14 protein-coding genes are annotated in these 15,315 nt (G+C 37.0%); 3 read left to right on the top strand and 11 right to left on the bottom strand.

Going from position 1 to position 15,315, the window contains the following annotated elements:
- Window positions 1–473: 473 nt before the first annotated feature.
- The 3 genes from D1953_RS13565 to gltC form a co-directional block, all read right to left on the bottom strand.
- Window positions 474–1,667, bottom strand: coding sequence for a class I SAM-dependent rRNA methyltransferase (locus D1953_RS13565; protein ID WP_119117736.1), 1,194 nt, complete (start codon window positions 1,665–1,667; stop codon window positions 474–476).
- Window positions 1,668–1,796: 129 nt separating this feature from the next.
- Window positions 1,797–2,819 (bottom strand): PTS sugar transporter subunit IIC, encoded by a 1,023-nt coding sequence (locus tag D1953_RS13560; RefSeq protein ID WP_119117735.1) that lies wholly within the window; start codon window positions 2,817–2,819, stop codon window positions 1,797–1,799.
- Between the two features lie 569 nt (window positions 2,820–3,388).
- On the bottom strand, window positions 3,389–4,291 hold the full coding sequence (gltC, locus tag D1953_RS13555; RefSeq protein WP_119117734.1) for a glutamate biosynthesis transcriptional regulator GltC: 903 nt from the start codon (window positions 4,289–4,291) through the stop codon (window positions 3,389–3,391).
- Between the two features lie 164 nt (window positions 4,292–4,455).
- Between gltC and gdhA the strand changes: the two genes are divergently transcribed.
- Both gdhA and D1953_RS13545 read left to right on the top strand, forming a co-directional pair.
- Window positions 4,456–5,838 carry an NADP-specific glutamate dehydrogenase gene (gene gdhA, locus D1953_RS13550; RefSeq protein WP_119117733.1) on the top strand — a complete coding sequence of 461 codons (1,383 nt, stop codon included), beginning with the start codon at window positions 4,456–4,458 and terminating at the stop codon, window positions 5,836–5,838.
- A gap of 190 nt (window positions 5,839–6,028) precedes the next feature.
- Window positions 6,029–6,769, top strand: coding sequence for a DUF3784 domain-containing protein (locus D1953_RS13545; protein WP_119117732.1), 741 nt, complete (start codon window positions 6,029–6,031; stop codon window positions 6,767–6,769).
- Between the two features lie 95 nt (window positions 6,770–6,864).
- Here the strand turns inward: D1953_RS13545 and rbsB are convergent, their stop codons facing one another.
- From rbsB to D1953_RS13505, 8 genes are all read right to left on the bottom strand, one after another.
- Entirely contained in the window at window positions 6,865–7,785 is a 921-nt protein-coding gene (gene rbsB, locus D1953_RS13540; RefSeq protein WP_119117731.1) for a ribose ABC transporter substrate-binding protein RbsB, read from the bottom strand.
- Window positions 7,786–7,799: 14 nt separating this feature from the next.
- Window positions 7,800–8,753 (bottom strand): ABC transporter permease, encoded by a 954-nt coding sequence (locus D1953_RS13535; RefSeq protein ID WP_119117730.1) that lies wholly within the window; start codon window positions 8,751–8,753, stop codon window positions 7,800–7,802.
- 1 nt (window position 8,754) lies between these two features.
- The gene (locus tag D1953_RS13530; protein WP_119117729.1) at window positions 8,755–10,236 is read right to left on the bottom strand and encodes a sugar ABC transporter ATP-binding protein; all 1,482 of its coding nucleotides are present in this window, start codon (window positions 10,234–10,236) and stop codon (window positions 8,755–8,757) included.
- A gap of 18 nt (window positions 10,237–10,254) precedes the next feature.
- On the bottom strand, window positions 10,255–10,647 hold the full coding sequence (gene rbsD, locus D1953_RS13525) for a D-ribose pyranase (protein ID WP_119117728.1): 393 nt from the start codon (window positions 10,645–10,647) through the stop codon (window positions 10,255–10,257).
- Window positions 10,644–11,528 (bottom strand): ribokinase, encoded by an 885-nt coding sequence (gene rbsK / locus D1953_RS13520; protein ID WP_119117727.1) that lies wholly within the window; start codon window positions 11,526–11,528, stop codon window positions 10,644–10,646. Before rbsK ends, rbsD begins: the two co-directional genes overlap by 4 nt.
- 6 nt (window positions 11,529–11,534) lie before the next feature.
- Window positions 11,535–12,512: a LacI family DNA-binding transcriptional regulator gene (locus D1953_RS13515; RefSeq protein WP_119117726.1), complete on the bottom strand. Its 978-nt coding sequence runs from the start codon at window positions 12,510–12,512 to the stop codon at window positions 11,535–11,537.
- Between the two features lie 345 nt (window positions 12,513–12,857).
- The gene (locus D1953_RS13510; protein ID WP_245980125.1) at window positions 12,858–13,076 is read right to left on the bottom strand and encodes a helix-turn-helix domain-containing protein; all 219 of its coding nucleotides are present in this window, start codon (window positions 13,074–13,076) and stop codon (window positions 12,858–12,860) included.
- Between the two features lie 115 nt (window positions 13,077–13,191).
- Window positions 13,192–13,818, bottom strand: a complete 627-nt coding sequence (locus D1953_RS13505; RefSeq protein ID WP_119117725.1) for a DUF305 domain-containing protein — start codon at window positions 13,816–13,818, stop codon at window positions 13,192–13,194.
- Between the two features lie 219 nt (window positions 13,819–14,037).
- Here D1953_RS13505 and D1953_RS13500 point away from each other — a divergent pair, with 219 nt between their 5' ends.
- Window positions 14,038–15,120: a mechanosensitive ion channel family protein gene (locus D1953_RS13500; protein WP_119117724.1), complete on the top strand. Its 1,083-nt coding sequence runs from the start codon at window positions 14,038–14,040 to the stop codon at window positions 15,118–15,120.
- Window positions 15,121–15,315: the final 195 nt, after the last annotated feature.

Genomic DNA, 15,315 nt, shown 5'->3' with positions numbered 1-15,315 from the left:
CCAGGATCAAACTCTCCGATAGAATTTGAATTAGTTCTTTGCACTTTTTATAGTGTGTGCTCACTTAAAAAAATTAACGTTGGCGCTTTGTTTTGTTCAGTTTTCAAAGAGCAGCCTTTCAACTTTTCCATCTTAACATAAGAACGAATAGTTGTCAACTTCTACGAAGTTTTTCTGGTTTATTAAATCGCCTTCTCTCTTGGCGACTTCTTTATAATACTCTCCTCTCACAATAAAGTCAACATCTTTTTTAAAAAAATAAACTTACTCTTATTAAAGAAAGATATAAAGCTTATACAATTGGTCAATGCACTTTTTATTGCATCTATATTATTGTTACTTCTTCAATAAATTAATCAAGATTCACAGCAAAAATAAAATGGCTCATACCATTTACTTTCTATAAAGAGTATCTCTAATCTATCTATATAAAAAGACATACATGCTCCCTATATCGGCATGTATGTCCCCCTTTACCCTTTTTGAATAAATACTACTTTCAAATAGTTGCCTTCTTTAAATTCAGAAATTGTTTTAAAATCCTCTGGTAGAGAAAACTGTTCACGTATTCTATACCTTTCATTACTCTCACGAAAAGCCCCATCAATGAATTGCTTAAATTTCTTCATATCAAATGTACTGCAATTGGTTGAAGCTACAATTATTCCATGGTCTTCAGTAATTTGAATCGTTTCCTTTAATAAATTTTGATAATCCTTTGCTGCACTAAATGTAAACTTCTTTGATTTTGCAAAGCTTGGTGGATCAAGGATGACCATATCGAATCTTAAATTCTTTTTTATTGCATATTTAAAATAATGAAATACATCCATTACAACAATATTTTGTTTATCAGGATCAATACCGTTTACGCGAAATTGTTCCTCCGTTTTGGGTAAACTGCGATTGGCCAAATCTACACTTGTCGTTTTTGTCGCCCCGCCTAGTGCAGCAAATACAGAAAAAGCACCTGTATAAGAGAACATATTTAGCACATTCTTCCCCTTTGCATATTGATCACGAATTGTACGACGTACATCCCGTTGGTCAAGGAAAACCCCCACCATCGCTCCATCATTCAAATAGACAGCGAATTGAACACCATTTTCTTTCACAAGTAATGGAAACTCTGGCTGCTCCCCTAGAACAAAATCATCATCTTCCACATACTGCCCTTTCGTATCAAAGCGCTTTTTCTCATAAATTGACTTCACTTTAACAACTTGTTGTAACGCATTAATCACATGCTCTTTAAATGTATAAATCCCTTTGCTATACCAGTTAATTACATAGTGACCGTCATAATAATCAATAATTATGCCGCCGATGCCATCTCCCTCTCCATTAAAGAAACGAAAGGCAGTCGTTTCAGGATTTTCAAAGAAAGCTTGACGATTCTGAAAGGCTTGGCGAATTTTTTTCACAAAGAATTCGGTATTGATACTTTCATGTTCGCTTCGCGTTAGTAGCCAGCCATATCCTTTATTTTGCTTCCCAAAGTATCCTTTAGCAATAAAGTGATTACGCTCATCTACCAATCTAATAATTGTCCCTTCATCTTGAAGATCTTGACCATTTAAGATAGACTCCTTCATAATCAACGGATACCCTTTTTCATACTTAGGAACAAATTTTGCTTTTACTTGAATCTGCATCTCTACATTCATTGATTCCATCTCTTCTCTAATTTCTCGATTTATGTCCCTTCCCATTTTACCCTAAAATGAACAAAAACCTTCATATAGAATAAAAGCAGCTTGATGGAAAACATCAAGCTGCTTTTATTCTTTTCTATCTTATCGTACTTCTAAATGTAATTCTCCCGCTTTTACTTTCCCCATCATTTTTAATAAACGATGAATAGAAAGTGTAATGATAATAGGCAATACCATACCAACTGCTACATAAATTAAGAATGTTGTTAATCCTTGTGTTGTGACAATCGCAATTGGTGCAATCAATGAGCTTAATCCCATACCAGCTAATTCATACGATACTTGAAAATCAAGTAACATCGTGGCAATCGGTGCACAAACGATTGCAGCAATAAACGTTGGAATTACATAAAGTGGATTTTGAATTAAATTCGGAAACTGAACTTTCGGTGTAACGACTGCTTGAGCTAAGAAGCCACCTAAATCATTATCTCTTAAAGACATAGCTGTAAAGCCTACAAATTGCACTGTACATCCAATTAACGCCGCTGCACTTGATACTGGGTCCATCTGCAAAGCAATCGCTAGCGCAGCAGAGGATGCAGGGGTCATTAAAAGAATACTCCATACAAGAGAAATAACCATTGAACCGATTAACGGTGAACCTTCAACTCCCATTGTAATTTGACCACTTAACCAGGTTAAAAATGGTGTTACAACTAACGCTAAATAATAACCACATACTCCGCCGACAAACACAGCTGCAAGTGGAATTGCCATAATATCAAGGATTGTTTTACCCTCTAAACGTTTCCCAATATACGTTGCAATTAACGCTGCGATGACTGCACTAATTGGTTGTCCTGTGACAATTGTAAAAGCCCCCTCAGCTGTTCGCTGAATTGCAGCACCACCGACCGCACTAGAAGCCATTGCACTAAAGATTACTAATGAGTTACCGCCTAACTGATAGGCAACTCCAGCACCGATAGCTGGCCCTAATAAAACTTTCGCTGCGCCACCGATTGCCAAAAAGACATCCCACCCCAAATACTTACCAAATGATTCGAATAACAAACCAATTCCTAACGTGACTAATACAGCATTCGCAATTCCTGTCGAAGCTTTATACATTCGATCACTAACATATCCTCGTTCTTTCATCTTATTTCAACTCCTGAATTTTCTGAATTTTCAAACCTATATAATCAAATAAAAACCCGTCCTTTTGGATGGGCGCTCTCTTCCACTTATTACTGCTTGAGCGCCTTCGTAAAACAATGATAAGCGGGACTCAAACAATTCCATGTTATGGTTGTTTCAGTCCTTTTAGCATAATAAGAGAATAATAATATTAGTAGCTGTATGTGTATGTTTACTCATCGTAACGTTCCCCTTCCATAATGTCTGTTGTTATAATAGCATTAATATTCTGAAAATGTAAACAATAAATTCTATTCTAATAAAATAAAAACGCTTACATAACAGCTATTAAACCGTTTGTTTATAAACATTTTACAAAAAATCCTCCGTTTTACAATTATCCAGCGATATATTCCAATATAATTATTGGTTTTTCTCGAAAATTACTTCAATATAACACAAGAAAGACACTAACTTTTTTTCGATATTATCTTTATAAAAATAAAAAAATCCCCCAATCCATTCTAGAGAAGGAAATCTACTTTTAATCAAAAAAGAACCCATCTAAGATGAATTCTCTCTTCATATTATTATTGAAACCCTTGTAATTGATTAAAGAAGTCCCTCATAAAATCATGAAAAAGTTGTTCCGTAGGCATCAAACTTCGATCAGTTGGAACAATCACCCCTACAGAGCGCCTTACCTGAGGATCTTTAATTCGCAGTTTTACCGTTGAGCGCGGCAAACTATCCACTAGTGTAATTTCTGGAATTAACGTTACACCAAGTCCGGCTGCTACTAAACCTTTAATTGCATCCGTATCTTCTCCTTCAAAAGCAACGTTCGGTTCAAACCCGTGTTGACGACACGCATCAATCACCACGTCTCTTAAAATAAATCCCGGTGGATACAATACAAAAGAATCATTTTGAAGTTCACTTAATTTTAAAGATGATTTCTGGGCTAAAGGATGATTTTCTGAAACAAGCGCCACCAACTCTTCCGTGAAAAATATTTCACTTTCAATTTTTTTATCACTCGGTGGGGTTGGCCCAAGTAACGCCATACTTATATCACCTTTAATGACCGAATCAATTAAGTGAACATACGCACCTTGCTTTAATGTAAAACGAACATTTGGATATTGCTTTCGAAAGGCGGAAATTACATTAGGTAGTACATTCGCAGCCAAACTACTGGGGAAACCAATTCGAACAGTCCCCTTTTCTGGATCAAGGCTTTCCTCTAATTCCCTTTTCGCCTCATTAATAACGTCAACGACTTGTTGCATATGATTCAAGAACGTTTTACCAATTGGTGTAAGTTTAATTGTACGACCTTCGCGGAAAAATAAATGCACACCTAATTCAGCTTCTAAATTAAATATTTGTCGACTCACAGCAGATTGGGCAACATGTAAAGCCGCTGCTGCTTCCGTCATATGTTCGCGTTTTGCTACTTCTATAAAGTATTCAATCTGTCTTAGTTCCATATATGTAACCTCTTTCATCTTAAAACGGCATTTTATTTATCTAATATTCAGATTGTTATTATTAATTCTACACGATACGATACATATATCAAAAACATTAAATCAATAACTTTTGTTTACATTATATAATAACCAAATTATTAAATTAAGGGGAGACGGACAAAATGGCAACTATCCAAGAGACAAACCAACAGGAGCTTCAAATTGCTAAAGATTATGTGAGCACTGTATACCAACAAGTAAAAGACAGAAACCCAAATGAAAGTGAATTCCACCAAGCTGTTAAAGAAATTTTTCTTTCATTAATTCCTGTTTTCGCTAAACAACCTAAATATATGGAAGCTGGTATTCTAGAGCGTATCGTTGAACCAGAACGCATGATCACTTTCCGTGTTCCATGGACAGATGATCAAGGTAAAGTACATGTAAACCGTGGTTTCCGTGTACAATTCAACAGTGCAATCGGACCTTACAAAGGCGGATTACGTTTCCATCCATCTGTTAATGCAAGTATTATCAAATTCTTAGGATTTGAGCAAATTTTCAAAAACTCATTAACTGGACAGCCAATCGGTGGCGGTAAAGGTGGATCTGACTTCGATCCTAAAGGTAAATCAGATGCAGAAATTATGCGTTTTTGTCAAAGCTTCATGTCTGAATTAGGTCGTCACATTGGTCAAGATACAGACGTACCTGCAGGTGATATCGGTGTTGGCGGTCGTGAAATCGGCTATATGTTTGGACAATACAAAAAAATGCGCGGTGCTTATGAAGCTGGCGTTTTAACAGGTAAAGGTCTTGGTTTCGGCGGAAGCTTAGCTCGTACAGAAGCAACTGGATACGGTACAGTTTACTTTATGCAAGAAATGTTAAAAGATAAAGGCTTACAATTCCACGGCAGCACAGTTGTTGTATCTGGATCAGGTAACGTGTCAATCTACGCAATCGAAAAAGCAACTCAACTAGGTGCAAAAGTAGTTGCATGTAGTGATTCAAACGGTTACGTTTATGATAAAAACGGAATCAACCTTGATACAGTAAAACGTTTAAAAGAAGTAGAAAGAAAACGTTTAAGTGAATATGTAGATGCTCATCCTGAAGCAGAATATTATGAAGGCAGCACAGGTATTTGGTCTATCCCTTGTGATATTGCTCTTCCATGTGCAACTCAAAACGAAATTGACGAAGAATCAGCAAAATTACTTGTTAAAAACAATGTAAAAGCTGTAGGTGAAGGTGCTAATATGCCTTCAACACTTGAAGCAATCGATGTCTTCTTAAATAACGGAGTCCTTTTCGGACCAGCAAAAGCAGCTAACGCTGGCGGTGTTGCAGTTTCTGCTCTTGAAATGGCTCAAAACAGTGCAAGAATCGCTTGGAGCTTTGAAGAAGTTGATGCAAAACTACACGCAATTATGGAAAATATCTATAAAAGCAGTGTTGAAGCAGCTGAAGAATACGGCCACCCTGGTAACCTAGTAGTAGGTGCTAACATCGCTGGATTCCTTAAAGTAGCAGACGCTATGATGTTCCAAGGACTTGTTTAATCTTCTATAACTAGTTAAAACTGTCGAGATTTTCTCGGCAGTTTTTTTATTGATTTAAATCTATTTACACAACGTTGTTTCACATGAAACAAGCTAAAAGCCTTTTATAAACTGAGCGAACTCTTTTATATAACACTTTATAAATGAATGGTAATATGGGGGAAGGAAACATAAAAGGAGGTGCCCTATCATGTCAGTGCTTATGATTGTACACTTAGGGATAACTTTCCTATTGTTGCTGCTTGGCTGGAGTATTCGACACAGAAAAGCATATTGGTTAATATCCGGCTTTAACAGTCGTTCAGATGCAGAACAACGACAGCTAATTCAAAATGGCTATCCCCAAAAAACAGGCTCCTGGCTTCTGCTAACTGGTATGGGCTTGCTCACTTTACTGCCTTTATCCTTTAATCCTTTCCCTTATACATTCGAAGTTCAATTTGGCTTTCTCCTTATTTTCACATTAAGCGGCAGCATTTATCTATCGAAATATGAGCTGCCAGCAAAGCGTAAGCGAAGCTATATTATTTATTCTATCCTCTTTGTCATTATAGTAGGGTTCGTTCTTACTCTTTTTCTTATTGGAGAAAAAAAGAGTGAATTCATTTTAAAGGAGACATCATTTGAGATTACCGGTATGTCCGGGGATGAGTGGTTTTACTCAGACATCACAGGAGTGAATTTACTAAATGAAATGCCTACAGTTACATCCAAGTTAAATGGCTTTGGCACGGAACGAGTTGCAAAGGGCTCTTTTAAAGTAGAGGGCTATAACCGCAGTATACTGTTTATTCATAAAGATGGATCGACTGAAGTTCTACACATAGAAGTCGACGGAAAGAACATCTTCATTAATGGCAAAGATGCAGAAGAAACCAAAGCTTGGTATAAACAGCTACAGTCTGTTACATATAAATCCACTTATCTATAAGGCTGTGTTGAATCAACAGCATCATCTAGCAAAGCATCAAAAAAAAGCAGGATTCCTTAAAGAATGAACTTTAAGAAAACCTGCTTTTTACTGTTTTATTCTTTTGTTACCAATTTCAATGGTACAGAAATTGTTTCTTCTACTTTTTCACCTTTAAGGATTTTTTCAGCAGCTGTGATTGCTTCTTCACCGATTAAAGCAGGTTGTTGCGCAATTGTTGCTGATAAGTCTCCTGCTTCAACAGCTTTTAGTGCATCTTCATTGCCATCAAAACCAACAACAAGAATATCTTTACCTGTTGCTTTAATTGCTTCGATTGCACCTAAAGCCATTTCATCATTATGAGCAAATACACCTTGAATATCTTTATTTCCTTGAAGCATATTTTCCATTACATTAAGACCTTTTGTACGGTCAAATTCAGCTGTTTGGCTTGATACAACATCTAGTTGCTTATCCGCAATATTATGGAAACCTTCACCACGTTCACGAGTAGCAGAAGCACCTGATACACCTTCTAATTCAACTACTTTTGCTTTTTCACCAAGTTGTTCTACGATATATTTAGCCGCTTGTTCTCCACCAGCTACGTTATCAGAAGCGATAAATGTTACAACTTCTCCTTCATCTGCAGAACGGTCAACTGTAATAACTGGGATTCCTGCATCATTAGCTGATTGAACAGCTGAAGAAATCGCAGCTGAATCTGTAGGGTTGATAATTAAAAGGTCTACCTTTTTCAGAATTAAGTCTTCAATTCCACTAACTTGTTTTGCTGTATCATCTTGAGCATCAACAACAGAAACTTTCATTCCTTTTTCTTTTGCTTTTGCTTCAATACCCTCTTTTAATGAGACAAAGAATGGGTTATTTAATGTTGAAATACTTACACCCACAGTTACATCTTCCATTGATTCTTTTGGCTCAGCCTTGTTGTTCTCTAGATTAGACTCAGATGAACAAGCTGCTAAAACCATGAGCGAAAGAATCATCAAAATTGAGAATAACTTCTTCATTGTATGCACCTCTTTTAAGATTTTTTACGATCTAATAAGACCGCAACTATGATAACTACACCTTTCACCACTTGTTGATAGAAAGATGAGACACCTAACAGGTTTAGACCATTATTCAGTGTACCGATAATTAGCACACCAATTAATGTACCGAATAAACGGCCTTTCCCGCCACTTAAGCTTGTACCGCCTAATACAACCGCAGCAATCGCATCCATTTCGTATGCTTGACCAGCTGTAGGTTGTGCAGAATTTAGACGAGATGTTAAGATTGCTCCTGCCAATGCGGCCATTGTTCCAGCAATCCCGTAAATCATAATTTTGACGCGATCTACTTTAATACCAGAAATTCGCGAAGATTTCTCATTCCCACCAATTGCATATGTTTTTCTTCCGAAAGACATTTTATGAAGCAAGAACCATAATACGAAAAAGGCAATAATCATAATGACTACTGGCACAGGTATTCCAAAGAAGTACCCCCGACCAAGCATCTGAAATAGCTCTGAATCCCCTAATCCTGTAACAGGCTTACCTTCCGTATAAACAAGTGTTAAACCACGGTAAATAGTCATCGTCGCAAGGGTTGCAATAAATGGTGCCATCTTTCCTTTTGTAATAAGCAATCCATTTAATACACCCATTAGTGTACCCAGTAAGACCCCAACTAATATAGCTAAAATTGGGTCCATTCCAGACACCATCATACCAGCCATTAATGCACTAGATAACGCTAAAATAGAACCAACAGATAAATCAATTCCACCTGTTAAAATGATAAAAGTCATCCCAAATGCAATGAGTGCATTAATCGATGTTTGACGCAATAAGTTCATAATATTTAAAGGTTCCAAAAAGGATGGATTTAATGCTGCAATGACAATAAATAAAAGCAGCAACGCAAATAGCGGTCCAAACTTTTGCCAAATTGATGTACTACCATCATTTAGTTTTCCTTGTGTACCCAACCTAGTTCCCTCCTGTCGCTAATGCCATAATTTTTTCTTGTGTTGCTTCTTGTCTACCTAATTCACCAGCAATTTTCCCTTCATGAATAACCAAGATTCGATCACTCATTCCAAGAACTTCTGGAAGTTCGGAAGAAACCATAATAATCGCTAAGCCACGCTCTGTAAGTTCATTCATTAGTTCATAAATTTCTCGTTTCGCACCTACATCAATCCCTCTTGTTGGCTCATCCATAATTAATACTTTAGGAGACGTACCAATCCATTTGGCAATAACGACTTTTTGCTGATTTCCTCCAGATAAATTACCGATAATCGTTTCTGGCGAAGCTGTTTTTACGGAAAGACGTTTCACCATCATCTCCACAAACTGCTTTTCTTCATTTGCCTTCACAATACCATTTGGAGCAAAACTTCCTAAATTCGGTAACCCTATATTTTCTCGAACTGAAAAGTCTAGAATAAGGCCTTCATCTTTACGATTTTCAGTAATAAAAGCTAGTCCATGTTTTACCGCATCTATCGGTTGACGAATACTTACTTTCTTTCCTTCAATGAAAACCTCACCGCTATCGGCCTGGTCCACTCCAAAGAGAGCACGCATAATTTCGGTTCGACCTGCTCCCATCAATCCTGCAACACCAAGAATTTCTCCTCGACGTACAGACATATTGACATAATTAAATACACCTTTTCGACTTAACTCCTTAATCTCTAAAACCGTTTCACCTGGCTTTGCTTCACGATGCGGGAAACGATCTTCTAACTCACGGCCAACCATTTTCTTTACCACTTCTTCAAAGCTAGTCTCTGGAATAGGGGTTGTATCCACGGTTTTACCATCGCGCATTACGGTAATCCGATCACAGATGGCGAAAATTTCTTCCATTCTGTGTGAAATATACACAAGCGAGACACCTTTAGCTGTAAGCTCTTTCATAATTTCAAACAGCTTTTCAATCTCCCGATCTGTCAAAGCAGCCGTTGGCTCATCCATAATAATGACCTCTGCATCCGTCATCAACGCTTTAGCAATCTCAATCATTTGCTGCTCTCCAACGGAACAAAAACCTGCCTCTTTATCAAATGGAAGCGAAATATTTAACGTCTTAAAAATGTCACTCGCGATTTTTTGCATTTCTTTTGTTTTTAAAACACCAAATGCATTTGTAAGCTCACGGCCAATAAATAAGTTTTCTAAAACAGTCATTTCAGGCCAAATATTTAATTCTTGGCGGATGAAGGCTAATCCTGAACGCTCAGCTTCAAGTGAATTTTTAAACACCGTCTCTACGCCATTAATCTTAACCGTTCCTTTATCTTGTTTATGAAGGCCGGTTAAGATATTCATCAAGGTTGACTTTCCAGCACCATTTTCACCCATAAGCGCATGGACCTCACCTGGTTCTAGATCAAAGTCCACACCTTCTAGCACCTTATTTTGACCAAACGCTTTATAAATATCGCGCATCTCGATTTTCATCTTCTACACCTCATTTCATTAAAAAAATACACCAGACTGTAAGATACAATTGGAATAAGGCGTTACTTCTCCTGTACGAATAACAACCTTCGCCTTTTTCGTCAGCTCTTTAAATTCTTCATGTGTCACATAGACCACATTGCCTTGAAATTGTTGTTCGATAAACTGATGCTGCACAGGATTCTGTTCCTTCACTTCTTCAGCTGCAATCGTTTGCTCTACGACCATATCGTCGTGTACAAGACGAACTACTTCTTGAAAAGTAGGTGTGCCTGCCTTTAACGCTAAATCAATTTTCGGTACATGAGAAGGAACAGGTAATCCAGCATCGCCAATCACGATATAATCAGTATGCCCTAGATCAACTAGAACCTTTGCAATAGCACTGTTTAATATGCCGTGACGTTTCATCCGTTCAAGCTCCCTTCCACTTCGGCTCTTGTCGGCATACCGCCTTGAGCGCCGAACTTTGTTACGGAAAGTGAAGCTGCTCGATTCGCAAATCTTACGCTTTCTTCATAACTCTTTCCTTCTGCAACAGCTACCGCAAACGCGCCATTAAATGTATCTCCGGCTCCCGTTGTATCTATCGCTTCCACGATAAAGCTAGGAATAACTCTCTCTTCATTTCCGTCAAAATAGCGAACGCCATTTTTTCCTTCTGTAATGAAAATTTTATTAGGATACTTTTTAAGTACGTCAGCACGATTTTCCCCTTCAAATAAAAGGGCAAATTCATGCTCATTTGGTGTAACATAAGCGGATTGTTCAATAACAACCTCACTGATTTTACGTGCAGGGGCTGGATTTATCAATAATTTTTTACCTAACTTTGTACAAAGTTCCGCTAAATAAACAACGGTTTCTGCTGGAATCTCTTGTTGTACTAAAATAATATCTGCACGTTCAATAGCTGGCTGAGCTCTTTGAACAAATTGTGGAGTAACAGAATCATTTGCCCCTTTTACGACAATAATACTGTTGTCCCCTTCTGCAAGCGTAATATGAGCTGTACCAGATGCAATACCTGTAACCGGTTCCACATACGTTATATCAACACCGTTGTCTTGTAAATTATTCTTAATCGCTTGTCCGTAAACATCATCTCCTACACAAGCAATCATACTAACCTCTGCTCCTAAACGAGCCGCTGCAACAGCTTGGTTAGCTCCTTTTCCGCCAGGGACCGTTCTAAATGAATCACCTAGAACAGTTTCTCCTGCGATAGGACGTTTATTTGCTGTTACAACTAAATCTATGGCCACACTTCCGACAACTGCTATTTTCACCATTGTTGACTACTCCACCTCTCTTGTTGTTCCTCTTTCTATAAATGACACAGGAAATACGGTATGTATCTCTTCTAGTTTTTCCTGATTAATTTTTTTAATTAAAATTTCTGCAGCCTTGGTTCCCATTTCATAGGCTGGCTGTTGAATAGTGGACAACGCAGGATGTAATAAAGCTGTAAATGAAACATTATCATAGCCAATCACTTGAATGTCTTCCGGCACGCGTTTTCCCATTGCTAAAGCTTCCTGCAAAATAGTTGCCGCCACAATGTCATTACAAGCGATAATGCCATCTGTGTCCGGATATTTCACAAATACTTCTTTAGCACACTTTCTTGCTCCTTGATAAGAGAGTGCGGAATCTAAGATATGAACTTTCACATCAGTATCTTCCAGCACACTTACTGCTGATAAATACCGCTCATAGACCGTTTTAATTTCAACAGGTCCTCTAATAATCGTAATTTCTTTTGCACCTCTTGCTAGTAATATCTCTGCAGCAAGTCTACCACCTTGTTGTTGATCGGAATACACAGCCGGCAAATGTCCTGCTGTACGGTCAAGCAATACAGCTGGAATCGTTAAATTATCAAATATCGTATGATCTTGCTCATTAGTTGATATAATCAATCCAACGACATTGTTTTGCAAAAAGGTATCTAGATACTCTCTTTCCTTTTTCCTATTTTCATCACTATTGCCAAAAATGAGACGATATCCTTCCCGTTGCAAATAATCCTCAATTCCCCTTGCCATTTCGGGAAAAAACGGATTTGTAATATCAGGAAGAATCAAGCCGACTAGTTTTGATTTTCGTTTATATAAAGACCTCGCTACTTCATTCGGTTTGTACTGCAGTTTTTCAACAGCTGCAATTACAGCCTTTCTTGTATCTTCATGAGCATAGCCACTGCCATTTATCACGCGTGAAACTGTTGCAACAGATACGCCAGCTTCCTTTGCTACATCCCGAATTGTTGCCAAATCTCTCACCTCAATCTTGAAAGTATGTAACCGTTTCCACATTATTTAAAGATAGCATGATTTATTTTAGATATCAACAACTGTTTTAATACATTATTTGTGAACTTAATCCTCATCAAGGAGATAAAAAACAGAACTACTATTTATATGAAGATAATGGTGTATTTTTCATATAGAAGTGTAAAAAAGGATGGAGCAAGAACGTTATCGATGAATTAGGCAACTATGATTATCTCATGTTTACAAATATTGATTATGATATCCTTGAAGTACGTCATGAAATTAGAAACATTTACTCATAATAGTCGGCTTTCTTAATCTTTTCTGACGCTTCATCAACAAGATTCATATTTTCCTTCGCATAGTGCAGTAAAATTTCACCTTGCTCGTTAACTCTACTTTTCTTCCAGAACGATGAAACAGCTTAGAATCAAAGTTCTCTTCTAATTTATTTATATGATGACTAATTGTAGGCTGGGAACAATACAATCGTCGAGCGGCTTCCGTAAAAGAATGACATTCAGCCAAAACAATAAAGGACTCCATTTTCTCTAATGTATTCATCTCTACTCCCCTTATCATAAAGATAAACTTAAATACGATAATGATAATCATTATCATATTTAAGTTTATCAGCCATTGCCTTTATTGTCTATTTTTTATGGAACACCATTCTATATCACTCAATCATCTTCATTACTCTTTGCATCTGTATAAGCTGTGTCTTTTGACCAACAAGCATCGTTCGTGCAATCCGTCTCAATTCCCTATTGTTGGTAAATTGCAAAATTGTAATCTCCATTTCAACCGCTCCTTCATGAAGCGAAATCATTTCTTCTAAAAAATGTTGGTTAATATCCCCTTTCGTCTTAGCTCTTTCCATTTTATCAACCATTTGTTGAAACGAATCTTTATATACTTCCAAATAAGCTTCTTCCTTTTCTAACTCTATATGGGGATGTTCTTTCGTTTCCTCTAAAAGTACCTTCATTTTATCTAATTCAATAAGTTCATTATGAACTATCCTTTTGGCAATCTGTTTCACTTCGGAATGATCACTAAACCTCATGATATTTTCACACATAGCAATGGACGCTTCATGAAGCGGAATCATTTCATACAAGAAATCAAGTGTTACATCACCAGTGTTCGGAACATCCTCTACCTTCGTTTTCATCATTTGTAAGGCAATACGATAATAATCGAAATACGCTTCTTCCTTTGGACTCATTTTTGCATCAACACTATCCATTAATGCAATCCAAACTATAAGTCCAATCCATAAACGCTTAGTCAAGCCCCTCATCTAAGCCCCCCTCATCATTAACTCGATTTTATTATGGAAGAAAAAGATTGGGCTTATACTGAGCAAAACCCAAAAGGAAACACACCGCTGTTACTTGTACAAATTTTACACGTGTGAAAAGCCTGAGATAGGAATAGATTAAAATTATTCCCCCCAAACGATACGATTTTATATTAATGAAAGAACAAAGAAGCGATTCAATGTAGAGGAGAAAGTAATATGGCCTTAAATTATGATATCGACAAATTAACGAACCTTGGGATTTCCATCGGGATTCTACTCTTATTTTTGTTGCTAAGAAAGATATTTACTGCATATATCTTTAAATTTATTTTAAAAATCAGCAAAAAATCTCCGACCAATTTCTTTACACATGTTTTTAATTCCTTCGAACAGCCGATTCGTTGGTTATTCATCATAGTTGGTGTATATGTAGCACTTTGTTACTTCCCTTATTTAGATCAAAAAGATCCATTGTTCTTGAAGTTCTTTCGTGCCAGCATAATTTTTATTATTAGCTGGGGATTATATAATATGGCTTCTGCTTCATCAGTTTTATTTGAAAAGATAAGAGACCGTTTTGATATTAATATGGACCAAATCCTTATCCCATTTTTATCAAAGGGTTTACGTTTTATCATTATCGCAATTAGTTTCAGTATTATTGCCCAAGAGTTTAATTATGACGTAAACGGCTTTGTAGCAGGATTAGGACTGGGCGGTCTTGCTTTTGCCTTAGCTGCAAAAGACGCTATTGCCAATTTCTTCGGCGGGATTGTCATTATTATCGAAAAACCTTTTTCAATCGGGGATTGGATTCAAACAGCAAGTGTAGAAGGAATTGTTGAAGATATCACCTTTCGAAGTACTTCTATAAGAGCGTTCTCCCAAGCTGTAGTAACCGTACCAAATGCAGCACTATCCAATGAAGTTATTACCAACTGGAGCAAGATGGGAAAAAGAAGTGTTACCTTTAGACCTGAGTTGAAATACGATACTCCAAGACATAAAGTAAAAAATGTGTTAGAAAAAATAGAATTTGAATTACGTAATCATCCAGGTGTTCACCAAGAAACTATTTTAGTTAAGTTGGAGCAGCTACATATAAGCGGCCTTATGATTTACATTAACTTCTTTACGAATTCGACACAACTCGCAGACTATTTAACAGTAAAAGAAGACATCAACTATGCCATTATGGAAATTCTTGAAGAAGAACATGTATCCCTTGCCTTCCCTACTAGTACGATTATTGTGGAACAAGATAAAACGGCACAGACAAGTCAAGTATCAAACTCGTAATAAACAGGCCCTATTTATTATTGGGCCCGTTTATTCTATATAAAGCCCATTTGATTTTCTGACATCTGTTACACAAGCAGGAGCTAAAAATCCACAGCGTATTCAAATAAACATTTTTCTATCGGTTTAATAAATTGAACCTATATAGTTTTTAGCGAGACTGCTTCCTATTGTTTAATGTATCAATATTTGCAA

Origin of the sequence: Peribacillus asahii (genome assembly GCF_003570725.1) — a bacterium.
Taxonomy (GTDB): Bacteria; Bacillota; Bacilli; order Bacillales; family DSM-1321; genus Peribacillus; species Peribacillus asahii.
This window is presented reverse-complemented; position numbering and strand designations above follow the sequence as displayed.